We start from the raw sequence: 23,460 nt of genomic DNA on the forward strand, positions 1-23,460 counted from the left end.
GGGAGTCGGTCCGACGCGCGGCCCCTCGGCGGCGGCCGGGAGCGGACCGGCCACCAGCCCGTGCGGTCTCGCCTCCGCCCGCGCCCGCTTCGCCGGCCGTGTCCCGCCGGGCCGGGCCCCTCAGCCCTCGCCGTCGGCGCGGCGGCGCAGGTTACGGCCGGCGTCCCGGGCGCGGCCCGGCAGCCAGAACCGGAGGCCGACGAGCGCCACGACCAGCACGACGAGCAGGACCAGGTAGAAACCGCGCAGGGCTTCCCCCTCCACATCGGTGGGCCGCCCCGGCCCACCGATGTCGGGGCGGCGACTGCCCAACCGTCCGGCCGTCCGCGACACGCGCAGGACGGCGCGGCCGGCGGGCCACCAAGCCGGCGTGCGCCCGATCCTGCCTGTCCGATCGAGCCTGAGCAATCCACCCAGCCGCTGTTTTGGATCTAGCCATTTGCATCTGGCGATGCGGACAAGGCCCGACGTAGGGTTCCGTCAGCTCCCAAGGGGAGCGGGCCTCACGTATCTCTAGGCTGGGCGGTGGCGGGTCGTGACCGGGGCGGAAGATCCACAGTCGACGGCGGGTTGGGTGGACGACATCCTGCTCGCCGGGGCCGCGAGCGACATCTGTCTGCGCCTCCCCGAACCGGTCGACCGGGGCACGCTGCGCCGGCTGGTCGGCGAGGCGCAGGAACGGCTGACCGGGGCCGGGCTGCGTCGCGGCGGGGCCACCGCGCTGCGCCTGCCGCCGTCGCTGGCGTACGTGGCGCACCTGCTCGCCACCTGGCGCGCCGGCGGCCAGGCGGTGCTGCTCGACCACCGGCTCACCGACCACGAGGTCGACCGGGCGCTGCACCGCCTCCAGCCGCAGGTGGTGGTCGCCCCGGTGCGCACCGGCGGCGGCGCGCTGCGCGTCTTCGTCGACGTCACCGCCGGGGTACGCGCCTGGTCCGACCGGCCGGCCGGCAGCCCGCACGCGGTGATCCAGCTCAGTTCCGGCTCCACCGGGCCGTCCAAGGTGATCGGGCGCACCGCCGCGGACCTGGCCGCCGAGGTACGCCGCTACACCGAGATCGACGGGGTGGCCCGGCCCGGCGAACGGATCATCCTGCTGCCCAGCATGGTGCACGTGCTCGGCCTGGTCGGCGGGCTGCTCTACGGCCTGCACGCCGGCGTCGAGCTGTGCCCGCCGGAGCGGCTCAGCGGCGACGAGGTGCTCGCCGCCGTCGCCGCCCAGGACACCCCGGCCACCGTGCTCGGCGTGCCGTTCCACATCGGGCTGCTCGCCTCCACCGTGCCCAGCGGGCCGCTGCCCCAGCTCGCCCGGATGACCACCGGCGGCGAGCTGGTGCCCGCCGCGGTCGCCCGGGCCTTCACCGACCGCTACGGCGTCCCGCTGGGCAACATGTACGGGATGACCGAGGTCGGCGTCATCGGCACCGACCTGTACGGGCGCCACCGGCCGGCGATCGCCCCCGCCCCCGGCATCCGGGTGCGGGAACAGGACGGCGAGCTGTGGGTGAGCTGCCCGGCGAACCCGTACGTCGGGCTCGCCGACCCGACCCGCTGGGCCGACGGCTGGCTGCACACCCGCGACGCCGGCGCGGTCGACCCGGACACCGGGCTGGTGACCATCCGCGGCCGGCTGGACTCGCAGGTGTCGGTGGGCGGCCTGAAGGTCGACCTGACCGAGGTGGAGGCCACCGTCGCCGGGCTGCCCGGGGTCACCGCCGCGGTGGTGGTCTGGGACGACGGGATCAGCGCCTACGTGCAGCACGACGGCGCGCTGACCGAGGACGCGCTGGACCGCCTGCTCGCCGAGCGGCTGGCCGGCTTCAAGCGGCCCCGCGCGCTGCACCTGCTGGAGCAGTTGCCGCGCACCACCACCGGCAAGCTGGTCCGTTCCGTTCCGGCGCTGCGGGAGGCGGTCTCGTGACCGGCCCGCTGCGTGAGCACGACCACCACCGGGCGTCCGGCGGGCGACCGGCGTACCCCGATCCCAACCCGGTCCGACCGGACGGCGCGCCACCCGCGCGCCGGACTCGCCGCGGCGTCAGCTCCCGTGCGACGCCGACGGCCCGGCCGGTCCCTGAAGGACACGGTGTCCCGACCGGGCACCGGTAACTGTTTCACCTGGAAATGAGGTTCCGCCCATGCGCGACGAGGTCCGCACCTTCGTCATCGAGCAGCTCGCCGACATGAACTACGACGTCGAGGAGATCGACGACGCCACCACCCTCGGCCCCTCCGGCGTCGACCTGGAATCGCTGGCGCTGGCCGACCTCGCCGTCCGCGTCGAGGACCGCTACGGGTTGAAGTTCGCCGACGACGAGTCGGAGAAGCTGGCGCTGATGACGGTCGGCGAGTTCACCACCATGGTGGCCGACCGGGCCGCCGCGAACAGCGACCACTCCTGATGTCCGGTCAGCCCGACCTGGGGCGAGCTGACCTGGTGAGCATGCTCGCCGAACTGACCGCGAAACCCGCCGACCAGGTGCCGGACCGGGTCGGCTCGATGGAGCTGGCCTGGCTGGTGCACCTCGTCGAGCAGCGCTACGACCGCCGGCTCGACCTCACCGACGACCAGCTCGCCGGCATCCGCACCGTCGACGACGCGCTGGCGGTGTTCCACACCTCGCTCACCGCTCCCGCAGATGGCTGAGCGGGACTCCGTACGGATCACCGGCACGCACGCGGTCAGCGCCCTGGGCAGGGGCGCCGACGCGCTGCTGGCCGGGGTGCTCACCGGCGCCCCGGCGTTCACTCCGGTGCGCCGTTTCGACACCACCGGCCGCCGGGTCACCGTGGCCGCCACCCTGCCGGCGACCGGCACGCTCGCCGAGGAACTCGTCGACGCGATCGACCACGTGGTACGGGTCGCCGGGCTGGACGCGGCCGAGCGGGCGGGCACGGCGCTGTTCCTGGCCACCCACGGCGGGCCGCCTTCGCTGCCCGTACCGGAGGGGGTGGACGAGCCGACGGTGCCGGCGCTCGCCGACCACCTGTCGTCCCGGTGCGGCCTGGGCGGGCGGACCCGGGTCTACACCACCGCCTGCGTGTCGGCGAGCACCGCGGTCGCCGACGCGGCCGTGCTGATCCGCCGGGGCGACCTGGAGCGGGTCGTGGTCGCGGCCGGCTACCTGGTCGAGCCCGACCAGTACGCGCTCTTCGACGCTGGCCGGGCGCTCGCCTCCGACGGGGCGGTACGCCCGTTCAGCGCCGGCCGCACCGGTCTGCTGCTCGGCGACGGGGTGGCGGCGGTGGTGCTGGAGTCGGCCGACGCCGCCGCCCGGCGGGGCGCGGAGACGGTGGCCACGGTGGCCGGGTGGGGGCGGGCCGGGGACGCCTACCACCCGTGCCAGCCGCACCCCGGCGGGGACGGTCTGGCGCGCGCGGTGGACGCGGCGCTGCGCCGCGCCGGGCTGGCCCCGGGCGCGGTCGGTTACGTCAACGCGAACGCCACCGGCACCCCGTTCAGCGACGCCTCCGAGGCGGCGGCGTTGCGGCGGGTCTTCGGCGAGCGGGCCGGGCGGTTGCCGGTCAGCTCCACGAAGTCGGTGCACGGGCACGCGCTGGAGGCGTCCGGGCTGCTCGAACTGGTGGTCACCGTGCTGGCGCTCCGGGACGGCAAGCTGCCGCCCACCGCCGGCTGGCTGGCCCCCGACCCGGACTGCCCGCTGGACGTCGTCCGCGACGCCCCCCGCCCCGCCGACACCGCGCACGCCCTGACCCTGAACGCCGCCTTCGGCGGCGCCAACACCGCTCTCCTGGTGAGTGCCCCGTGACCGCCCCACCGCACCACCCCGCGCCGCGATCTTGCACTTCCAGCCCCGACAAAGGCGGCACAACGCCCACACCGGGGGCACCTACTGCAAGATCGACGAGCTGGGGGGTGCTGGCCGAGGCGCGCTGGCCCGAGGACGGGGACGGTGCGGCGCCGGGGGTGCCGGGGTTCGTGCACTCGGGGTTCGCGCCGCTCGTCGTGGCGGTCGCCGAGCGGTGCCTCACCCGGCGGTACGGTTCCGGGCCGCTGCCGGGCGGGAACCGCACGGCGGTGCTGCTGGCCAGCGCGAGCGGGGACGCCGCCGGCGCGGCGCACGTGCGGGCCACCGTCGGCGCCGGTGGGCGGGTGGGGCCGCTGTTCTTCTTCCAGTCGGTGCCGAACAGCGTGGCCGGGCACGTCGCGGCCCGCTGGGGGCTGGACGGGCCGGTGGTGTGCCTGAGCCCGACCGGCGACCCGAGGACCGAGGGGGAGGCCGAGGCCGACCTGTTACGCCACGACGGCGACGCCGCCCAGGCGTTGCTGATCCTGATCGAACTGGCACCGGACGGTACGCCGGGCGAGGCGACCGCGGTGCTGCTGGGGGAGAGGACACGTCAATGAGGACGAAGGGACTGCGCGGCGCGCTGGCCGCCGACACCGAACTGGGCGCGGGCAACGTGCTCGCCCGGGTGCTGGCCCACGGCGCCGACCCGGACGGCCCGGGGCTCACGTTCGACACCGCCGTCGACGGCCACCCGGCCGAGACCCCGCTGACGCTCGGCGAACTCGACCGGATGGTCGCCGCCCGGGCCGCCTGGCTGCACGAACGCGGGGTACGGCGGCGCGACCCGGTCGCGGTCTGGGCCGGCGCCGCCGCCGACATGGTGCTGTCGTTCCTGGCGCTGACCCGGCTCGGCGCCATCCCGGCGCTGATGAACGGCAAGCTGCGCCCGGAGATCGCGGCCGAGTACATCCGCCGGCTGCGTGCCGGCGGGGTGCTCGCCGACGCCTCGCACGCCGCCGCGCTGGCCGGGCACGACCTGGGCGCACCGATGCTCGGCGAGCCGGCGACGGCCGGCACCGGGGACCCGGAGGTCGCGCCCGCGCCGTACCGGCACCACCAGGACGACCCGATCGTGATCACGCACACCTCCGGCACCACCGGGGTGCCGAAGGCGGTGCTGCACTCGCACGCCAGCCTCTTCGCCGCCACCCGGCACCTGCTGTCCATGCCGCAGGCGCAGGGCACCCGCCGGATCCTCAACGCGCTGCCCGCACCGCACACCGCCACCGTGCTCATGGTCAACCAGGCGCTCGGCAACCGGGCCGAGATGTTCCTCCTCTCCGAGCAGGGCGGCGAACGGGTGCTCGACGCGATCCAGCGGTGGCGCCCGGACGGCGTGTTCGGCTTCTCGGTGACCTGGGCCGAGCTGGCCCGCTTCGACCTGTCCGGCTACGACCTCGACTCGGTGCGGCTGTGGTTCAACACCGGTGACTGCTCGCACGAGCCACACGTGCGCCGGCTGGTCGCGGTCGGCTCCCGGGACGTGGTGACCCGCGCCGGGGTGACCCGGGTGCCCGGCTCGGTCTTCATCGACGGGCTCGGCTCCAGCGAGATGGGCCACTCGATGTTCCACGTCACGCACACCGTGGACACCGACCACTACGGCCGCTGCGTCGGCCGCCCCTATCGCTTCGCGACCGTGGCGGTGCTCGACGCCGACGGCAACGAGCTGCCCGCCGGGCAGGTCGGGTGGCTGGGCATCGACTCCCCGTCGCTGTTCCGTGGCTACTGGAACGACTCGGTCACCACCTACCGCTACCGGCTGCGCGGCTGGTACCTCACCGGCGACCTGGTGTACGCCGACGACGACGGCCGCTACTACCACCTGGACCGGGCGGTCGACTCGATCGAGACGGCCGACGGGAAGCGCTTCTTCACCGCGCTGTCCGAGGAGCGGATCCTCGCCGCCTGCGCCGACGTCACCGACTGCACGGTCGTGATCGTCAAGGCGGACGACGGCAGCGTCACCACGGACGTGCTGCTGGAGTTGGCGGCCGGCGCCGACCCGGCGGCGGAGCGCACCGACCGCATCCGCGCCGCGCTCGGCCCGGACGTGGCGGCCACGCTGCGCCGGGTGGTGCCGGTACGCGCCGACGACATCCCGGTCACCGTGACCGGCAAGGTGCGCAAGGTGGCGCTGCGCGAGCGCTACCTGACCGAGGCGCCGTCATGACCGCGCTGATCACCGGCATGGGCCTGTTCACCCCGGTCGGGCGCGGCGTGGCCGAGACGATCGACGCGCTGCTCACCGGCCGCTCCGGGCTGCGCCGGCCCCCCGAGGGACACCCGGCGCGCGACAGCCTGGAGGTGGCCGGGGTGCTGCCCCCGATCGACCCGCGCAGCGTCGCCCGCGGACCGGAGACGAAGATCCTCGACCGGGTCGTGCTGCTCGCCCTGATCACCGCCGCGGAGGCGCTCGCCGACGCGGGCATCCAGGTCGGGCGCGACGTGGACCCGGAGCGGATCGCGGTGATCGTCGGCGGGGTGGGCGGGATGTCCACGCTGGAGAGCCAGGTCCTGGCCCGGGCCGACCGGGGCCGGGCCGCGGTCAGCCCGTACCTGCTCACCGGCATCCTGCCGAACATGCCCTCGGCGCGTATCGCCATCGCGCACGGCATCCGCGGCTACAGCTCGTCGGTCGGCACGGCCTGCGCGTCCGGCGCCCAGGCCGTCGCCGAGGGGGTACGCCTCATCCGCGCCGGCGAGGCCGACGTGGTGGTGTGCGGGGCGAGCGAGGCGCCGCTGTTCGGCACGTTCGCCGACACCTTCGGCAACGCCCGGGCGCTGGCCCGGGGCTGGGACGAACCCACCGAGGCGAGCCGGCCGTTCGACAAACGGCGCAACGGGTTCGTGCTCGCCGAGGGCGCCGCGCTGCTGGTGCTGGAGCGGGCCGGGCACGCCGCCGCGCGGGGCGTGACCGGTTACGCCGAGGTCGCCGGCTACGGGACGACCACCGACGCGTACCACCCGACCGCGCCGCGCCCCGACGGCGCCGGCGCGGCCGCGTGCATGCGCAAGGCAGTGGCCGCCGGCGGGATCGCACCGGCCGACGTCGGCTACGTCAACGCGCACGGCACCGGCACCAAGCTCGGCGACATCGCCGAGACCACCGCGCTGGCCGACGTGTTCGGCCGCGGTGGGGTGCCGGTCAGCTCCACCAAGGCGCTCACCGGGCACCTGCTCGGCGCGTCCGGGGTGCTGGAGGCGGCGGCCACCGCGCTGGCGCTCGGGCGCGGCCTGCTCCCACCCACGTACCACCTGGACGACCCGGACCCGGAGTGCGAGGCGGACCACGTCCGCGCCGTGCCCCGGCCCACCCGGACCGACCACGCGCTGACGAACTCGTTCGGGTTCGGCGGCCAGAACGTCAGCCTGCTGCTGCGCCGGGTCGCCACCCCGGTGCCGGGCTGACCGACTCCACCCCCGGGTGAGGTGCCCGGGTCGCGATCACGGGGGAAGAGGGGGAAGCCCATGCACGTCAACGGCATAGACCATCTGGAGCTGTACGTGGGGGACGCCCGGCAGGCGGCCTTCTACTTCGACAACGCGGTCGGGTTCCGGCTGCACGGCCAGGGCGGCCCGGAGACCGGGCTCGCCGGGCAACGCACGCTGCTGCTGGCGCAGGCCGGCATCCGGCTGCTGCTCACCACCGGCCTGTCCGCCGAGCACCCGGCCGCCACCTACGTGCACCGGCACGGCGACGGCATCGCGGTGGTGGCCCTCGCGGTCGACGACGCCGCCGGGGCGTACGCCGAGCTGGTGGAACGGGGCGCGACCGGGGTGACGCCGCCGCGCACCTTCACCGGCGCGGACGCCGAGGTGGTGCTCGCCGAGGTCGGCGGCTTCGGCGACGTGCTGCACCGCCTCGTCGAGCGGCGCGGCGACCGGAGCGTGTTCCTGCCCGGCGCGATCGAGCCGGTGCCGGCGGCGGACGGCGACGCGCTGCTGGCCGAGGTGGACCACCTGGCGGTCTGCGTGCCGCCCGGGCAGCTCGACGAGACGGTCGCGCACTACGAGAAGGTGTTCGGCTTCGCCGAGATCTTCGCCGAGCACACCGAGGTCGCCGGCCAGGCGATGAACTCCAAGGCCGTGCAGAGCCCGTCCGGGCAGGTGACCCTGGTGCTGCTGGAGCCGGACACGAGCGCCCGGCCCGGGCAGATCGAGGAGTTCCTGCGCTGGCATGCCGGCGCCGGCGTGCAGCACCTCGGGCTGCGCACCGACGACATCGTGACCGCGGTCAGCGCGCTCGCCGACCGGGGGGTGCGGTTCGCCCGTACGCCGGGCGCCTACTACGACGACCTGGAACAGCGGGTCGGGCGGCTCGACGCGCCCGTCGACCGGCTGCGCGAGCTGAGCATTCTGGTCGACTCCGACCACGACGGGCAGCTCCTGCAGATCTTCACCGAGTCGATGCACGTGCGCCGCACGCTCTTCCTCGAACTCATCGAGCGGCGCGGGGCACGCACCTTCGGCAACGGCAACATCAAGGCCCTCTACGAGGCGAAGGAACGTGAGCTGGCCGCGGCGGGGGCGAACCCTGCCGTCGCGGCCGGAGGGGCAGGAGCAGGGGTATGACGACCATCGATCCCGGGCTGACCGTCGAGGAGGAGGCGCTGCTGCCCTCCGACGACGACGTCCGGCACTACGCCGAGCACGGCTGGTACCTGTCGAAGAAGCTGCTCACCGACGACGAGGTGGACGCCCTCGTCGCGGCGACCGACCGCTACTACGCGGGCGAGCGGGACCGGCGGCTGCCGGTGCGTCCGCCGAAGCTGGCCTACTGGGACCCGTCGCGCGGCGACGTGCAGCGGCACAACGACTACGTCCACCACGAGCACGACGGCATCGCCCGGATCCTGCGCAAGCCGCTGATCGGGGCGGTCGCCGCCCGGCTGGCCCGGGCCGTCGAGATCCGGATCTTCCAGTCCACGCTGATCTGGAAGCCGCCGGTCGCCGGCGAGCCCTCGAACATCGTGCCCTGGCACTTCGACAAGCACTACTGGGCGTCGTCGTCGTCGGAGAACATGCTCACCGCGTTCATCCCGTTCCACGACTGCGGCGAGGAGATGGGCACCATCACCATGGTCGACGGCTCGCACCGCTGGCGGGAGATCGGCGCCGACGACACCGTGGTCCGGCACTTCGCCGACCGGGACCGCGACCAGCTCGAGGTGATGCTGGCCGAGAACGCGGCGCACAACCACGCCGAGATCCGCAAGATCCCCATGGTGATCCCGAAGGGGCACATGAGCTTCCACCACTGCCGCACCTACCACGGCAGCGGCGCCAACGTCAGCGGTCGCCCCCGGCGGGCGATCTCGCTGCACCTGCAGGACGGCGAGAACGCCTGGCGGGAGTATCCGCTCTCCGACGGCACGCTCGCCGCGTACAACCACGACGTGCTGGTCCGCCGCACCCACGAGGGTCGGCCGGACTACGCGGACCCCGATTACTGCCCGGTCATCTGGCGCGACCGCGCCCAGCAGGGAGGCTGACAATGTCACGGTACGACTGGGGGAAGACGCACCCGGGCATCGAGCGGTTGGAGCGGGCGGTGACCGAGCGCCGCGACGTGGTGGTCAAGCACCCGCTCTACGCCAACCTGGACACCCACGAGGCGCTGGTCACCTTCATGGAGCACCACGTCTTCGCGGTCTGGGACTTCATGTCCCTGCTGAAGTCGCTGCAACGCCAGCTCACCTGCGTCACCGTGCCGTGGATCCCGACCGGGCCCACCGGCAGCCGCCGCCTCATCAACGACATCGTCATGGTGGAGGAGAGCGACGAGCTGGGTGAGGGCTACACCAGCCACTTCGAGCTGTACGTCAACGGCATGACCGAGGCCGGCGCCGACACCACCGCCGTGAACAGCCTGGTCGACCTGCTGCGCGCCGGTCGCCCGGTCGCCGAGGCGCTCGGCGCGGCCGGTGTGCCGGCGCCCTCGGCCGTGTTCGCCGGCACCACCTGGCGGATCATCGAGAGCACGCCGGTGCACTGCCAGGCGGCGGCGTTCGCGTTCGGCCGGGAGGACCTCATCCCGGAGATGTTCACCCAGGTCGTCGCCGTCAACGAGCGCAGCAACCGGCTCAACACGTTCGTCGACTACCTGGAGCGGCACATCGAGGTCGACGGGGAGCAGCACACCCCGATGGCCATGCAGATGCTCGCCGACCTGTGCGGCGACGACGACACCAAGTGGCAGGAGTGCGCGGACACGGTGAACGACGCGCTGGCCGCCCGCGCCCGGCTCTGGGACGACATCCTCGCCGCGATCAAGGAGGGCCGTCCGGCGTGACCGGAGCCGACCCGGCCGCGCTCTACCGGACCGTCCGGCTGATCCGCCGCTTCGAGGAGCGCGCGATCGAGCTGGTCGACGCCGGGGAGATCGTCGGTGGCATCCACCCCTACCTGGGTCAGGAGGGGATCGCCGCCGGGGTGTGCGCGGCGCTGGCCGCCGACGACCTGGTCACCGGCACCCACCGCGGGCACGGGCACGTGCTCGCCAAGGGCGCCGACCCGGCCCGGATGCTGGCCGAGCTGTGCGGCCGGGTCACCGGGCTCAACCGGGGCCGGGGCGGGTCGATGCACGCCGCCGACTTCGGCGTCGGCGTACTCGGCGCCAACGCCATCGTCGGGGCCGCCGGCGCGATCCTCACCGGTGCGGTGTGGGAGCGCCGGCGGCGCGGCGCCGACGTGGTCGGCGCGACGTTCTTCGGCGACGGCGCGGTCAACGAGGGGATGCTGCTGGAGGCGTTCAACCTGGCCGCGCTCTGGCGGGTGCCGGTGCTGTTCGTCTGCGAGAACAACGGCTACGCCACCACCATGCCGGTCGCCGGCGCGGTCGCCGGCACGATCGCCGGGCGGGCCGAGGCGTTCGGCATGCCGGCGACCGCCGTCGACGGCCAGGACCCGGAGACGGTACGCGCGGCGAGCGCCGCCGCCGTCGCGCGGATGCGCGCCGGCGGCGGCCCCGAGCTGATCGAGGCGCACACCTACCGCTTCGACGCCCACCACACCTTCGAACACCGGGTACGCCTCGACTACCGGCCGCCGGAGGAGGTGACCGCCGGGCGTTCCCGGGACCCGGTCGACATCCAGGGCGCACGGCTGGCCCCGGCGGTGCGGACGGAGGTCGACGCGTCCGTCGAGGCGGTGCTGGCCGCCGCCGTCGACTTCGCGCTGGCCGGCCCGCACCCCGACCCGGCGACCGCCCTGGACCACCTGTACGCCAGCGGGCTGACCGCCCGGACCGGAGGTGGCTGATGCCCCGGCTCTCCTATCGCAGGGCGCTCACCCGGGCGCTCGCCGACGAGATGACCCGCGACGAGTCGGTGGTCGTGCTCGGCGAGGACATCCGGGTGGCCGCCGCGAACGTCACCACCGGCCTCCTGAAGCGGTTCGGGCCGGAGCGGGTGCGTGACACCCCGCTGTCCGAGCAGGCGTTCACCAGCTTCGCCACCGGGGCGGCGCTGGCCGGGGCCCGCCCGGTGGTGGAGTTCCAGATCCCGTCGCTGCTGTTCCTGGTCTTCGAGCAGATCGTCAACCACGCGCACAAGTTCCCGCTGATGACCGGCGGCCAGTGCGCGGTGCCGGTCACCTACGTGGTGCCCGGTTCTGGCTCCCGCACCGGATGGGCCGGGCAGCACTCCGACCACCCGTACGCGCTCTTCGCCCACGTCGGGGTGACCACCGTGGTGCCGGCCACCCCGGCCGACGCGTACGGGCTGCTGGTCTCCGCGATCCGCTGCGACGACCCGGTGGTGGTGTTCGCCCCGGCCGGCGCGCTGGAGCTGCGGGAGGACGTGACCGACCCGGCGCCGGTGCCGCTGGGTCGGGGCGTGGTCCGCCGGTCGGGCGACGACGTCACGGTGGTCGCGGTGGGGCACCTGGTGCACGACGCGCTCGCGGTCGCCGAGGAGCTGTCCGGCCAGGCGTCGGTCGAGGTGTTCGATCCCCGCACGCTCTACCCGTTCGACTTCGACGGGCTCGTCGACTCGGTGCGCCGCACCGGTCGGCTGGTCGTGGTCGACGACGGCAACCGCTCCTGCGGCATCGCCGGCGAGATCATCGCAACGGTGGTGGAGCGGGTCCGGCTGGCCGCGCCGCCCCGGCGCGTCACCCGGCCCGACGGCGCCGTGCTGCCCTTCGCGCCGGCCCTGGACCGAGCCGTGCAGCCTGACCGGGACCAGCTCACCGCCGCCATCCAACTGACCCTCAAGGACGGATGAACGATGGACCCGAACTACCCGTGGCCGCCGCTCGGCCAGGCGTGGACCGACCTGCCCGAGCCCACCCGGGCGGCGATGGTGACGGCCGGCGCCGACGCCTGGGAGGAGATCTTCCACGGCCGGGCCACCTACAACAAGCAGTGGCGGCTGGCCCGCCCGCCGGTGCTCACCGCGGACGCGTTCCGTGAGCTGAACGAGGTCTGCGACCGGATCGTCCAGCTCATCCTGGACGCCTGCCGGCGGCGCGCCCGCACCGCCGGTGAGCTGCGCCGGCTGCTGGACGTGCCGGAGGGGGAGACCCGGCTGCTGGACCCGGACGAGGAGCTGCACGACGGGCTGCTGGCCGCGTACCGGCCGGACGTGCTGTTCTCCGGCGGCGTGCCGTGCATCGTGGAGTACAACATCGACAGCAGCCTCGGCGGCGGCTTCGACGCCGACACCGTGATCCAGCGGTACGCGGAGCTGTACCGCGCGCACGGCCTGCTGGACGGGGTCCGGCCCGCGCCGTCCCTGCTGGACCAGCGGTTCGTCGCCATCCGGGACAGTCTCGGCCTGCCCGACGGCGCGCGGGTGGCGCTGTTGATGGACTTCGAGGCGGAATATCCGGGGCTGGACGACCCGGAGACGTTCATCCGGATCCTCTCCCCGCTCGCCGACCAGGCCCGGCGGTTCGGCATCGACCTGGTCATCGCCCCGGTCACCGCCGCCACGCTGGACGGGGAGAGTCGGCTGGTCGTCGGCGGCGCCCCGGTGGACGCGCTGTTCCGGCTCTTCGTGCCGAACCGGGTCACCCCCAGCGCCGGGCTGGACGCGGTGGCCGGCGCGTTGGCGGCCGGGACGCTGCCGATGTTCGTCAGCAGCGCGGCCTGGCTGCTCAGCAACAAGCTGAACTACGCCTGGCTCTGGGCCGACCTGGACCTGCTGCCGGAGACCGACCGGGCGCTGATCCGCCGGTACGTGCCGCACACCGTGGCGCTCACCGCCGACCAGCTCGACCGGGCGCTCACCGAGCAGGCCGACCTGGTGGCGAAGCCGGCCGGCGGGTCGGCGGGGCACGGCGTGCTGATCGGGCCGGAGTGCAGCGCGGTGGCCTGGGAGGACGGGGTCCGGGCCGCGATCGACGCGGGCGGTCACATCCTCCAGCGTTATCACGAGGCGGACCGGGTGGCGATGGACTTCGTGCAGATCGAGACCGGCGAGACGGTGACCGCCGACGTCCCGTACAGCCTCGCCCCGTACCTGTTCGGCCGCACCGGCTCCGGCGCGCTGGCCCGGGTGGGCTATCCCGGCTGCGAGGGCGTGCTCAACCTGGCCCGGGGCGTCCTCATGACCGGCGTCCTGCTCACCGACTGACCTCGCCCGCGGTCGGCGCGGTGAAGAAGGCGGTCAGCGGGTCGATGAGGGCGGGGGGCGCGGCGGCGATGCCGTTGTGCGGGCTGCCGGGGACGCGCAGCGTGTGGGCGTGGGGGAGCGTGGCGGCCAGCATGTCGTTGGTCTCGGTGAAGAACGGCGCGGCCTTGGCGCCGCTGACCAGCAACGCCTCGGCGGTGATGCCGGCGTACTGCTCGGCCGGGCCCTCGTGCGCCACGATCTGCCGCGACTCAGCTAGCGTCATGCCCACCAGCGCGCCCATCGTCCGCCCGACCTCGGTCCGTAGGAAGAGCCGCGTGATCGCCGTGCGCACCGCCAGCGGCAGTCGCGACGCGGGGTTCTGCGGGTCGACGGCCGCGGCCACGATCGCCAGGGCCCGGGCGGTGTCGCCGGCCCGCACCGCCGCCTCGGCCGGGTCGAGAAACGCCATCGGCATGCCGCGTCCGTCCAGCCGCAGCGGGGCGTCGTAGACCGCGATCCGGTCCATCGGCAACCGCAGCGCGGCGCGCAGCACCACGAACGCGCCGTAGCTGTGCCCGATCGCCCAGCGCGTGCCGGTGTGCGCGAGCACCGCGCCGAGGTCGTCGATCTCCTGCTCCACCGTGTACGGCTCGCGCCGCGCCGCGGCGTCCGCCCGGCCCCGTCGGTTGTAGAGGTGCACGGTGAACCGGTCGGCGAGCCGGGCGACCAGCAGGCGGTATTCCCGGATGGTCACCCCGCCGCCGTGCACCACCACGAGACCCGGTCCGGTGCCCGTGCTGTGCAGGACGATGCCCGCGCCGTCCGGCGCCGTGATCCGCTGCATGACTGTCTCCTCCGACCCACAAAACCGCGAACGACGTTTGCAGTTTACAGTGGGAGGGTGAGTGGCGCACCCTCGAATTCGATCTGGAGCCGGCCGGTACGCGGCACCCGCGGCCCGGCCCCGACGCACGGCCGCGACGAGATCGCCGCGGCGGGCGTGACGCTCGCCGACGCCGGCGGTCTGGACGCCGTCTCCATGCGGGCCGTGGCCGGTGCGCTCGGCATGGCCGCCGGCTCGCTCTACCGGCACCTGTCGTCCCGCGACGACCTGCTGGACCTGATGGTCGACAGGTGTGTGGGCGAGCTGCGCCCCCACCCGGCCGACGAGGGAAGCTGGGTGGAGCAGTTCCTCCTGCTCGCCCGCCGTCAGCTCGCGCTGCACGGCCGGCACCCGTGGCTGGCCGACGCGCTCGCCGGCCGTAGCGCCGCCGGCCCGAACACGCTTGCCCACTTCGACGCCTGCCTGCGCATCCTGACGCCGGTTCCGGCCGGGACCGCCGCGAAGTTCGAGGCGATCGCCATGGCCACCGGCGTGGTCACGCTCTTCGCCCGCGCCGCGACGGCCCCCGGCCCGGTGGCGTTCGAGCACGTCGACATGGCGGCCTACCCGCACCTGGCGGCCGCGTTCGTCGCCCCCGCGTCCGCCCCGCCGCCCGGGGAGGATCTGTTCGACCGCACCCTGCGCGCCTTGCTCACCGGCCTCCTGACCTCGGACGGTCCCCACCAGAGACAGCCCTGACCACCTGCCGCCCCCGAGCGGCGGTGGCCTTGAACGGCAGTGACCTCGAGCGGCGGTGGCCTTGAGCCGGCGGTGGCCTTGAGCCGGCGGTGGCCTTGAACCAGCCGTGGCCCTGAACGCCCGGTGGCACCCGAGCGTCCCGGACCACCGATGGCACCGACGGCACTGACTGCAGTCATGCCTCGTTCGGGAACAGTGGGTTCGGTCGCCTTTGGAGCTGACATCAGAAACGACTCACCGTGTAGGCGTGCGGTCCGACGCGGACGGCGGACCGCACGCTTCGGCGTGATCCGTGCTGGTCCGCACGGTGTTCGCCGTCGACCTGCCGCAGCCACCGGCGGTGAGTCGTTCCTGATATCAGCTCCAAAGGCACTCGCGGATCCGACATCTGGCGACGCTGGCCGCCCACGTCCCGCCCGGCCAACGAAACCGGTCTGGCGTCCGCGACCGGTCTGGCGTCCGCGACCGGTCTGGCGTCCGCGACCGGTCTGGCGTCCGCGACCGGTCTGGCGTCCGCGACCGGTCTCGCGTCCGCGACCGGGGGACGGCGGGGCCGATCAGGGCGGCACGGGTAGATCTGGGCGGCGGGGCCGCTCAAGGCGGCACCGGGCGATCCGGTCGTCTGAACCGGTCCAGACGACCGGACCGGTTCGACGGCGGGGCGATCCCTGCGGCACCCGGTAAGGCCCCTCGGGGTCCACCTCGGCGTGACCGCCGACGCGGCGGGAAGGGCCAGCTACCGGTCGGAGGCTGGGACGCGCTCCGGCCGGTCGCCGGCGGGCGGGTCGGGCATGTCGCGGGCGGCCAGGACGCGTAGCGTCTCGGCGGTGGCGACCGCGTCGCTGCGGGCGCTGCCGTGGCGGCCGTCGCCGCTGTAGAGGGACGGGTCGGCGACCAGCGGGTGCTCGGTCAGGTGCACGTGCAGGGTGCCGAGGCGCTCGGCCACCGCGCGGGTGTGCCGGGAGAGCCGGCGCATCCGCTCGCCGAGGCCGGCCCGCAACGTCGCCGGCACCGCCGGGCTGTGCGACACGTCGAACATGCCCACCGTGATCACGTCCGCCCCGGCGTCGCGCAGCGCGGTGACCATCGTGGTCAACTCGGTGTCGACCGCGTCCGGGTCGAAGCCGGGCCGGAACGCGTCGTTGCCGCCGCACACCACAAGCGCCAGGTCGGGCGCGAAGGCCAACGCGTCGCTTAGTTGGGTGGCCCGGACCTCGTGCGCGCGCAGCCCGCGTCGGCCGAGGTTCAGGTAGGTCAGTTCGGGTCGCACCGTGCGCAGCTCGGCCGCGATCCGGTCGGCCCACTGGACGTCGGGGTAGCCGGGCGTCGGCTCGCACAGCCCCTCGGCGACGCTGTCACCCAGCACCACGAACCGGTGCCACGGATGCCCGCGCAGCAGGTCGGCGGCCTCACCGGGCCGCAGGCACCACGGATCCGTGGCCTCGGTCAACGTCGATGGCATGCCCGGCACGCTAGCCGACGCGCCGTCGTGGAGGAAGGCGTCAGGCGTCGCCCCGGTGCGCGGCGGCGAGTCGCTTCGGGGCACGGGCGAACCACGCCTCGGTGATCAGCTCGGTCAGCTCGGCCACGTCGATCCGGTCGAGCCGGACCAGCACCACCGAGGAGCCGTCCAGGTGCGGCACGGTGAAGTGGACCGCCGGGTCGTCGGCCAGCACCGCCTCCTTGGCGCCCGGGTCGGGCATCCGGACGCCGAGGATCGGGCCGGCGGGCGCGGCGGCGCCGAGCGCGTCGAGGTCGGCGCGGCGCAGCGGCCGTTCCCAGACGAACATCCTGTCGCGCACCCGCCAGGCCGGCAGGTCGTCGTAGGACCCGCGCTCGGTGGTCTCCGGCAGGGCGAGCGCGATGCGCCGGACGTCGTCCCAGTTGGCCATGCCGCGACGGTACGTCGACCCACCGACAACTCCCGGTCAGGCGGGAGTGGGGGCGACCGGCTCCGGCGCCGGCCGCTCCGCCGAGGTGCGGAAGAACAGCAGCAGCGGCGACACGGTGAGCACCAGACACGCCACCGACATCACCAGCAGCGCCGGGGTAAGGCCCAGCAGCGCCACCGACCAGCCACCGAGCAGCGCACCCACCGGCAGGCCGAGGAACGCCACCGAGCCGGAGATGCCCAGCACCCGGGTCTGCAACGCCTCCGGCACCCGTTGGTAGAGCGCGGCGCCGAGCAGCGGATTCACCGCGGCGATCCCGATGCCGGACAGGAACGTCACCACCAGCACCACCACCAGGTCGTCGCTGAGCGCCAGCGCCAGCAGCCGGGGCGTGCCGCTGAGCGCCAGCCCGAGCGCGAACGTCGCCCGGCCGGGCAGTCGCGTGCCGACCAGCGTGAAGAGCAGGTTGCCCAGCAGCGCGCCGGCCGAGAACACGCCCAGCAGCAGCCCGAACCCGGCCGGGTCACCGAGCACCTGGTTCACCCAGAGCGGGATCCAGACCGCGACGCTGGCGTTGGCGAACATGTTGGACGCGGACACCACGCTCAGCATGATCAGCAGCGTCCGGTCGGTACGCAGGTAGGCGAAGCCGCCGCGCAGCGCCCGCAGGTAGCGCTCGCGGGGCGGCGGCTGCGCGGGCGCGGGGGGCCGGACCAGCGTCCCGATCAGCAGCGCGCAGACCGCGAACGTGGCCGCGTCGATCCAGATCGCCCGGCTCAGGCCCACCCAGTCGATGAGCAGCCCGCCGAGCACCGCGCCGAACAACGTCATGCCCCGGGCTAGGCCGTCGTATGCGGAGGTGAGCCGGATCAGCGGCACCCCGGCCCGCTCGGCGGCCGGTTTGAACAGCACGTGCTTGACCCGGTCACCGATGCCGCGCAGCCCGCCGGCGACCGCCACCAGCACCAGCAGCGTGCCGAACCCGAGCCAGGGCGCGAGCGCCACCACCGCCATCGCGGCGGCGCTCGCCGCGTCCACGAAGACCGACGTCCGGCGTACCCCGAACCGGTCCGCCCACGGCGTGGCGAGCGCGCTGGAGAGCATGTACGGCAGCGTCTCGGCGGCCGCGACCAGGCCCATCCGGGTCGGGCTGCCGGTGGTCTCCAGCACCAGCCAGGGGATGGCGACCACCGAGATCCGGGTGCCGAGGTTGGACAGCAGGTCGGCGCCGACCAGGGTGTACAACTCCCGGCGCGGGTTCACGCCGGGCTGCCGATCGGGTGCGTGGCGGCGTGGCGGGCCCGCAGCGCCCGTTTGTCGACCTTCGCGGACCGGTTCAGCGGCAGCGCGTCGACGAACTCCACCGCGCCCGGCGCCCAGGTCTCGCTCAGCTCCCGGGTCACCAACGCGATCAGCTCGTCGCCGGTGACCGACGCGCCCGGCGCCGGCACCACGTAGGCGTGCGGCAGCTCCCCGGCCACCGGGTCCGGCACGCCGATCACCGCGGCGGCGCGGACATCGGGGTGCCCGGCGAGCACGTCCTCGATCGGCCGGGAGTAGATCGGCCAACTGCGCTGGCGGGTGAGGATCCGGTCCTGCATCCGGTCGACCAGGTAGAGGAAGCCGTCGTCGTCGAGGTGGCCGATGTCACGGGTGCGTACCCAGCCGTCGACGAGCGTCTCGGCGGTCAGCTCCGGCTGGCCGTGGTAGCCGACGAAGCTCAGCTTGGTACGGGCCCACACCTCGCCGTCGACGCCGGCCGGCAGCACCCGGCCGTCGGCGTCGCGGATCTGCACCGCGACGTCGCCGTACGGGCGGCCGCAGGAGCGCAGCCGCTCCGGGTGCTCCGGGTCCTCGGTGAGGCCGGGCTGCGCGCAGATGATCACAGCCTCGCTGAGCCCGTAGACGATGCGCAGGCACGGGCCGAACCGGTCGATCGCCTGGCGCAGCCGGGCCGGGGCGGCGGGCCCGGCCCCGACGTTGAACATGAACATCGCGGAGAAGTCGGCACCGGGCAGGTCGGGGTGGTCGAGCACCTCGTAGAGCATCGGCGGGGTGACGAACGTGGACGTGAGCCGCTCGGCGTCGACGGTGGCGATGAACGTCGCCGGATCCCACTGCTCGCGCAGGAACAGCACCCCGCCGGTGAACAGGTTGAACAGCGTGGTGACCTGGCCGCTGGCCAGCCACATCGGCGAGTGCGACAGGTGCCGCAGCAGCGGGAACCCGGCGGCCCGGTAGTCGGCCGCGAGCGCGAGCACCTGCCGGTAGAAGCTCTCCCGGTGGTGCACCAGCTTCGGCGTACCGGTGGTGCCGCTGGTCTGCAGGAACGACTCCGGCGCGGGTACCTCGGACGGCGGCTCCGCCGGCTCCTCGCCGCCGGCGGTGAGGTCCGGCCCGGCGCCGCCGGGGCCGAGGCAGAGCACCGGTACGCCGGCCAGCCCGGTCGCGAGTTCGCCGCCCAGCGGGTCGCGCGGGTCGTGCACGAAGACCTCCGGCGCGGCGAGCGCGACGAACTCGTCGATCTCCCGCCGCGAGGTGACCGGGGCGATCCACATGCTCCGGCAGCCGAGCAGGTGCAGGGCCAGTTGCAGCAGCGGGCCCTCGACCGTGTTGCCGAGCATCACCAGCACCGCGGCGCCGGGGCGTACGCCGTGCCGGCGCAGCGCGGCGGCCAGGCCGCGCACCTCGGCCGCGACCTGCGGGTAGGTCAGCCGGCGTCCACCGCCGACGAGCGCCTCCCGGTCGCCGAACCCGGCGAACAGGTCCAGCGCCTCGTGCACATAGTTCGGCCGGTCGGTCATCGGGCAGCCCCCATCGTGGTCCGCGAGCGGCGTCCGGCCAGGTCGGAGCCGGGACGTGACGGCGGGTGACAGGGTCGGCGACCGCACCGCCGCCGGTTCCGAGCCTAGGCAGGGGCGGTCCATGGCGGACAGAGCCGATCGTCGGTGCCCGGCATCCCCCGGGCATTTGATCATGTCGATCAGGTTGATTGACGCTCGTCACCGGCGGCGGCTAGTTTCCGGTCCATCGCCCGGGCCGATGGCGCCGACCGCGCCACGCCCGGGGCTGCCGAACATGGAGGATCGATGCCGACCCCGAAGAGATGGCACGTCATAGCATCCGCCGCAACACTGCTGCTCGCCGGCACCCCGGCGGTCACCGCGAGCGCCGGCCCCACCGACACCGACCGCGCCGGGCACGGGCGCGCCGAGTGGGCGGGGAGCTGGGCCGCGGCGGTGACCCGCGGGAACACCGTGGGGCTGACCAACACCGGCCTCAACGACCAGAGCATCCGGATGACGGTGCAGACCACGGTGGGCGGCCCGCGTCTGCGGGTCCGGCTCACCAACCTCTACGGCGAGCAGGCCGTCAAGGTCGGTCACGCCACCATCGCCCGGCCGAACACGGCGACCGCCGACGACCTGTCCGACGTCGACCCGGCCAGCGTCCGGGAGCTTCGCTTCTCCGGCGGCGCCTCGGCGACCATCAACAAGGGCGCCGAGCTGCTCAGCGACCCGCTGGCCTATCCGGTGGGCGAGCAGGAGGACCTGGTGGTCACCCTGTACTTCCCGGTACTCACCGGCCCGGTCACGTTCCACGGCCAGTCCCGGGTCACCAACTTCATCGGCGCGACCGACCTGACCACCGCGGCCGACGGCGCCGGCTTCACCATCAAGCCGAACTGCTGCTGGATGTTCCTCTCCGGCATCGACGTCGAGCGCAAGGCCACCCCGGGCTCGGTGGTGGTGCTCGGTGACTCCATCGGCGACGGCAACGGCAGCACGGTCAACGCCGACAAGCGCTGGCCGGACCTGCTCGCCGAGCGACTCGTCGACGCCCGCCCGGAGGGCCGCACGCCGGGTGTGCTCAACCTGAGCCTGGCCGGCAACCGGCTCAACCACGAGGGCACCGAGCCCGGCGCGGGCGGCTTCCCCGGCTACTACGAGCTGGGCCCGAACGCGCTGGCCCGGCTCAACGAGGACGTGTTCCCGCAGACCGGTGTGCGGACCGTCATCACCCACCTGGGCATCAACGACATCTGGATGAGCGGCGACAGCAGCGACGAGATCATCGCCTCGCTGCGGCAGCTCAACCGGCAGGTGAAGGCGCGCGGCCTGACCAGCCTGGTCGGGACGATCACGCCGTACGAGGGCAACGGCGGGCCGGGGGTGTGGACCGAGGAGAAGGACGCCACCCGCAACGCGGTGAACGCCTGGCTGCGCGGCGCCGGGCGGGCCGAGTTCGACGGCGTGCTCGACTTCGACGCCGTGCTGCGTGACCCGGCGCGGCCGAGCCAGCTCCTGCCGGCGTACGACGCCGGGGACCACATCCACCCGAACGACGCGGGCGCGCAGGCGATGGCGAACGCCGTGCCGTTGCGGCTGCTCGGGCTGTGACACCGGGCGGGGGCGGCGTCGACACGGCGGCCGCCCCCGCCGCCATTCCTGGGGAGGAAGAACGCCGTGGACGTCAGTGAGATCCTGACCGGCCTGTACAGCGAGCAGGGCCGGCAGAACCCCTATCCCTTCTACGCGGCCCTGCATGAGCACGGGCCGATCAACGCCATTCCCACCCGCGCCGAGCACAGCACCGTCACCGCAGTGGCCGGCGGATACGACGTGGTGGACCGGATCCTGCGCGATCCCGGGTGGTACAAGGGTTTCCCGCCCGGCTGGGAGGAGCAGGAGATCCTGCACACCTTCCTCACCTCGATGATGTTCATCAACCCGCCGGACCACACCCGGATGCGCGCGGTCTTCGCCAGCACGTTCACCCCCCGGCGGCTCGGCGCGCTGGAGCCGGTGGTGGTGCGGATCGTGGAGGAGCGCCTGGACGCGATCGCCGAGGCGGGCGCGGACGGCACCGAGGTGGACTTCGTCGCCGACTTCGCGTACCCGGTTCCGGCGCTGGTGATGGCCGAGTTCATCGGCCTGCCGGCGGCGGACCTGGCCTGGTACCGGCAGCGCGTCGACTGGATCGACGAGTACATGGACGTCGCCGGCAAGACGCCGGAGCGGCTGGCCCGGGCCAACCAGGCCGCCGAGGAGCTGCGGGTCTACTACCGGGACCTGATCGCCCACCGCCGTCGCGCACCGGGGGAGGACCTGATCAGCGGCCTGGTCGAGGTGCTCGACGCCGGCGGCGTCGACCTGACCGAGGACGAGCTGATCAGCAACCTGATCGTGCTGTTCAACGCCAGCTTCGTCACCACCGTCTACATGTTCAGCAACGGCCTGCCGCTGCTGCTCGCCCACCCGGAGGTGACCGCCGCGCTACCGGGCGACGACACGCTCGCCCGGGGCTGCGTGGACGAGGTGCTGCGGATGGAGAGCCCGGTGCACTTCCTGGCCCGCTCCGCGCCGGCCGACATCGAGTTGGACGGCGTGCCGGTGTCCCGCGACGACAACGTGCTGCTCCTGATCGCCGCGGCCAACCGCGACCCGGCCCGGTTCCCCGACCCGGACCGCTTCGACCCGCGCCGGGACGGACCGCCGTCGCTGGCCTTCGGCGTCGGGCTGCACTTCTGCCTCGGCTCGGCGGTGTCGAAGCTGGAGGGCCGGCTCGCGCTGCCCCGCCTCTTCGCCCGCTTCCCCCGGCTCGCGGTGACCCAGCCGTACACCTACAGCGGGAGTCTCTTCCTGCGCGGCGTCGACAAGCTCTTCGTCACCACCGGGGAGGCCGGATGACGCTCGATCCGCAGGTGGTCGCGTGGCGGGCCGCGCGCGCGGCCGCCGGCGTCGCGCCGCTCTACACCCAGACCCTCGCCGAGGCCCGCGCCGCCGACCTCGCCGCGATCCGCGCCGGCGCCGGCGCGGTCGAGCCGGTGGCCGAGGTACGCGACACGACGGTGCCCGGCCCGGCCGGGCCGCTGCCGGTGCGGGTCCACCGACCGGCCGGCGACGGCCCGCTGCCCACGCTCGTCTACTTCTTCGGTGGTGGCTGGACTCTCGGCAGCGTGGACACCGCCGACGGGATCTGCCGCCGGCTGGTCAACCTGGCCGGCTGCCAGACCGTGACGGTCGGCTACCGGCTCGCCCCGGAGCACCCGTTCCCGGCCGCGGTGGAGGACTGCCATGCCGCGTTGCGCCACCTGGCCGCGCGGGCCGACGACTTCCGGGTCGACCCGGGCCGTCTCGCGGTGGGCGGGGACAGCGCCGGTGGCAACCTGGCCGCCGCGGTGACGCTGCTGGCCCGCGCCGACGGCGGCCCCGCGCTCGCCGCCCAGGTGCTGGTCTATCCGAACACCGACCAGCGTCCCGGCCGCCGTCCCGCCGAGGACGAGGACCCGCTGCTGTTCAACCGGCACTCGGTCGGGTGGTACCGCGGCCACTACCTGGCCGACCTGGGCGACGCGGCCCACCCGCTCGCCTCGCCGCTGTTCGCCGAGGACCTCTCCGGCCTGCCGCCCGCGCTCGTGGTCACCGCCGGGCACGACCCGCTGCGCGACGAGGGCCGCCGCTACGCCGAGCGGCTGCGCGAGGCGGGCGTGCCCACCGAGACGGCCGACTACCCGGGCATGGTGCACGGCTTCTTCGCCATGCCCGGCGTGTTCGATGCCGGCCGTGACGCGCAGCGGCGGGCCGCGACGTTCCTGCGCCAGCGCTTCGGCC

General features: G+C 74.2%; 22 protein-coding genes and 1 pseudogene. 17 read left to right on the forward strand and 6 right to left on the reverse strand.

Annotated elements, in window-relative coordinates; all coding sequences use genetic code 11:
• Positions 1 to 120: 120 nt before the first annotated feature.
• Positions 121 to 333, reverse strand: a complete 213-nt coding sequence (locus O7618_RS08275) for a hypothetical protein (RefSeq protein ID WP_278105405.1) — start codon at positions 331 to 333, stop codon at positions 121 to 123.
• 202 nt (positions 334 to 535) lie between these two features.
• Between O7618_RS08275 and O7618_RS08280 the strand changes: the two genes are divergently transcribed.
• The 13 genes from O7618_RS08280 to O7618_RS08340 all read left to right on the forward strand — a co-directional run bounded on the left by O7618_RS08280 (position 536) and on the right by O7618_RS08340 (position 13,393).
• A complete protein-coding gene (locus tag O7618_RS08280; RefSeq protein ID WP_278105406.1) occupies positions 536 to 1,921 on the forward strand; it encodes a class I adenylate-forming enzyme family protein in 1,386 nt (461 codons plus the stop codon).
• A 217-nt stretch (positions 1,922 to 2,138) separates the two neighbouring features.
• On the forward strand, positions 2,139 to 2,402 hold the full coding sequence (locus O7618_RS08285; RefSeq protein WP_091056030.1) for an acyl carrier protein: 264 nt from the start codon (positions 2,139 to 2,141) through the stop codon (positions 2,400 to 2,402).
• Complete coding sequence (locus O7618_RS08290) at positions 2,402 to 2,647, forward strand: acyl carrier protein (RefSeq protein WP_181568697.1); 246 nt, start codon at positions 2,402 to 2,404, stop codon at positions 2,645 to 2,647. Before O7618_RS08285 ends, O7618_RS08290 begins: the two co-directional genes overlap by 1 nt.
• Positions 2,640 to 3,770, forward strand: a complete 1,131-nt coding sequence (locus O7618_RS08295) for a beta-ketoacyl synthase N-terminal-like domain-containing protein (protein ID WP_278105409.1) — start codon at positions 2,640 to 2,642, stop codon at positions 3,768 to 3,770. The genes O7618_RS08290 and O7618_RS08295 overlap by 8 nt, the downstream gene beginning before the upstream one ends.
• Before the next feature lie 107 nt (positions 3,771 to 3,877).
• Complete coding sequence (locus O7618_RS08300; protein WP_278105410.1) at positions 3,878 to 4,369, forward strand: hypothetical protein; 492 nt, start codon at positions 3,878 to 3,880, stop codon at positions 4,367 to 4,369.
• Positions 4,366 to 5,985 (forward strand): class I adenylate-forming enzyme family protein, encoded by a 1,620-nt coding sequence (locus tag O7618_RS08305; protein WP_278105411.1) that lies wholly within the window; start codon positions 4,366 to 4,368, stop codon positions 5,983 to 5,985. Before O7618_RS08300 ends, O7618_RS08305 begins: the two co-directional genes overlap by 4 nt.
• Entirely contained in the window at positions 5,982 to 7,223 is a 1,242-nt protein-coding gene (locus O7618_RS08310; protein WP_278105412.1) for a beta-ketoacyl-[acyl-carrier-protein] synthase family protein, read from the forward strand. Before O7618_RS08305 ends, O7618_RS08310 begins: the two co-directional genes overlap by 4 nt.
• 60 nt (positions 7,224 to 7,283) lie before the next feature.
• On the forward strand, positions 7,284 to 8,387 hold the full coding sequence (gene hppD, locus O7618_RS08315) for a 4-hydroxyphenylpyruvate dioxygenase (RefSeq protein WP_278105413.1): 1,104 nt from the start codon (positions 7,284 to 7,286) through the stop codon (positions 8,385 to 8,387).
• Positions 8,384 to 9,307, forward strand: a complete 924-nt coding sequence (locus O7618_RS08320; protein WP_278105414.1) for a phytanoyl-CoA dioxygenase family protein — start codon at positions 8,384 to 8,386, stop codon at positions 9,305 to 9,307. The genes hppD and O7618_RS08320 overlap by 4 nt, the downstream gene beginning before the upstream one ends.
• Positions 9,308 to 9,309: 2 nt before the next feature.
• The gene (locus O7618_RS08325; protein WP_278105415.1) at positions 9,310 to 10,107 is read left to right on the forward strand and encodes a DUF3050 domain-containing protein; all 798 of its coding nucleotides are present in this window, start codon (positions 9,310 to 9,312) and stop codon (positions 10,105 to 10,107) included.
• Positions 10,104 to 11,075, forward strand: a complete 972-nt coding sequence (locus tag O7618_RS08330) for a thiamine pyrophosphate-dependent dehydrogenase E1 component subunit alpha (protein WP_278105416.1) — start codon at positions 10,104 to 10,106, stop codon at positions 11,073 to 11,075. Before O7618_RS08325 ends, O7618_RS08330 begins: the two co-directional genes overlap by 4 nt.
• Positions 11,075 to 12,040 carry a transketolase C-terminal domain-containing protein gene (locus tag O7618_RS08335; RefSeq protein WP_278105417.1) on the forward strand — a complete coding sequence of 322 codons (966 nt, stop codon included), beginning with the start codon at positions 11,075 to 11,077 and terminating at the stop codon, positions 12,038 to 12,040. Before O7618_RS08330 ends, O7618_RS08335 begins: the two co-directional genes overlap by 1 nt.
• A gap of 3 nt (positions 12,041 to 12,043) precedes the next feature.
• Positions 12,044 to 13,393 carry a hypothetical protein gene (locus O7618_RS08340; protein ID WP_278105418.1) on the forward strand — a complete coding sequence of 450 codons (1,350 nt, stop codon included), beginning with the start codon at positions 12,044 to 12,046 and terminating at the stop codon, positions 13,391 to 13,393.
• Here the strand turns inward: O7618_RS08340 and O7618_RS08345 are convergent.
• Positions 13,383 to 14,216, reverse strand: a complete 834-nt coding sequence (locus tag O7618_RS08345) for an alpha/beta hydrolase (RefSeq protein WP_278105419.1) — start codon at positions 14,214 to 14,216, stop codon at positions 13,383 to 13,385. The genes O7618_RS08340 and O7618_RS08345 overlap by 11 nt on opposite strands.
• A 57-nt stretch (positions 14,217 to 14,273) precedes the next feature.
• Between O7618_RS08345 and O7618_RS08350 the strand changes: the two genes are divergently transcribed.
• Positions 14,274 to 14,954 carry a TetR/AcrR family transcriptional regulator gene (locus O7618_RS08350; protein WP_278105420.1) on the forward strand — a complete coding sequence of 227 codons (681 nt, stop codon included), beginning with the start codon at positions 14,274 to 14,276 and terminating at the stop codon, positions 14,952 to 14,954.
• Positions 14,955 to 15,690: 736 nt separating this feature from the next.
• On the opposite strand, the gene O7618_RS08355 is transcribed toward O7618_RS08350, so the two are convergent.
• Genes O7618_RS08355 through O7618_RS08370 form a run of 4 tightly spaced genes read right to left on the reverse strand, consistent with a single transcriptional unit; the run spans position 15,691 to position 19,650 of the window.
• Complete coding sequence (locus O7618_RS08355; RefSeq protein ID WP_278105421.1) at positions 15,691 to 16,416, reverse strand: SGNH/GDSL hydrolase family protein; 726 nt, start codon at positions 16,414 to 16,416, stop codon at positions 15,691 to 15,693.
• Positions 16,417 to 16,456: 40 nt separating this feature from the next.
• Positions 16,457 to 16,846 carry an MmcQ/YjbR family DNA-binding protein gene (locus O7618_RS08360; RefSeq protein WP_278105422.1) on the reverse strand — a complete coding sequence of 130 codons (390 nt, stop codon included), beginning with the start codon at positions 16,844 to 16,846 and terminating at the stop codon, positions 16,457 to 16,459.
• A gap of 36 nt (positions 16,847 to 16,882) precedes the next feature.
• Positions 16,883 to 18,109, reverse strand: a complete 1,227-nt coding sequence (locus O7618_RS08365) for an MFS transporter (protein WP_278105423.1) — start codon at positions 18,107 to 18,109, stop codon at positions 16,883 to 16,885.
• Positions 18,106 to 19,650 carry an AMP-binding protein gene (locus tag O7618_RS08370; protein ID WP_278105424.1) on the reverse strand — a complete coding sequence of 515 codons (1,545 nt, stop codon included), beginning with the start codon at positions 19,648 to 19,650 and terminating at the stop codon, positions 18,106 to 18,108. Before O7618_RS08370 ends, O7618_RS08365 begins: the two co-directional genes overlap by 4 nt.
• Positions 19,651 to 19,962: 312 nt before the next feature.
• On the opposite strand from O7618_RS08370, the gene O7618_RS08375 reads away from it, so the two are divergent.
• From O7618_RS08375 to O7618_RS08385, 3 genes and pseudogenes are all read left to right on the forward strand, one after another.
• Complete coding sequence (locus O7618_RS08375; protein ID WP_278109949.1) at positions 19,963 to 21,246, forward strand: SGNH/GDSL hydrolase family protein; 1,284 nt, start codon at positions 19,963 to 19,965, stop codon at positions 21,244 to 21,246.
• Between the two features lie 66 nt (positions 21,247 to 21,312).
• Complete coding sequence (locus O7618_RS08380) at positions 21,313 to 22,536, forward strand: cytochrome P450 (RefSeq protein WP_278105425.1); 1,224 nt, start codon at positions 21,313 to 21,315, stop codon at positions 22,534 to 22,536.
• Positions 22,533 to 23,456, forward strand: a pseudogene (locus tag O7618_RS08385) (alpha/beta hydrolase); the annotation flags it as partial. The gene O7618_RS08380 and the pseudogene O7618_RS08385, both read left to right, overlap by 4 nt.
• Positions 23,457 to 23,460 lie beyond the last annotated feature (4 nt).

This window comes from Micromonospora sp. WMMD980, from assembly GCF_029626035.1.
GTDB lineage: Bacteria > Actinomycetota > Actinomycetes > Mycobacteriales > Micromonosporaceae > Micromonospora.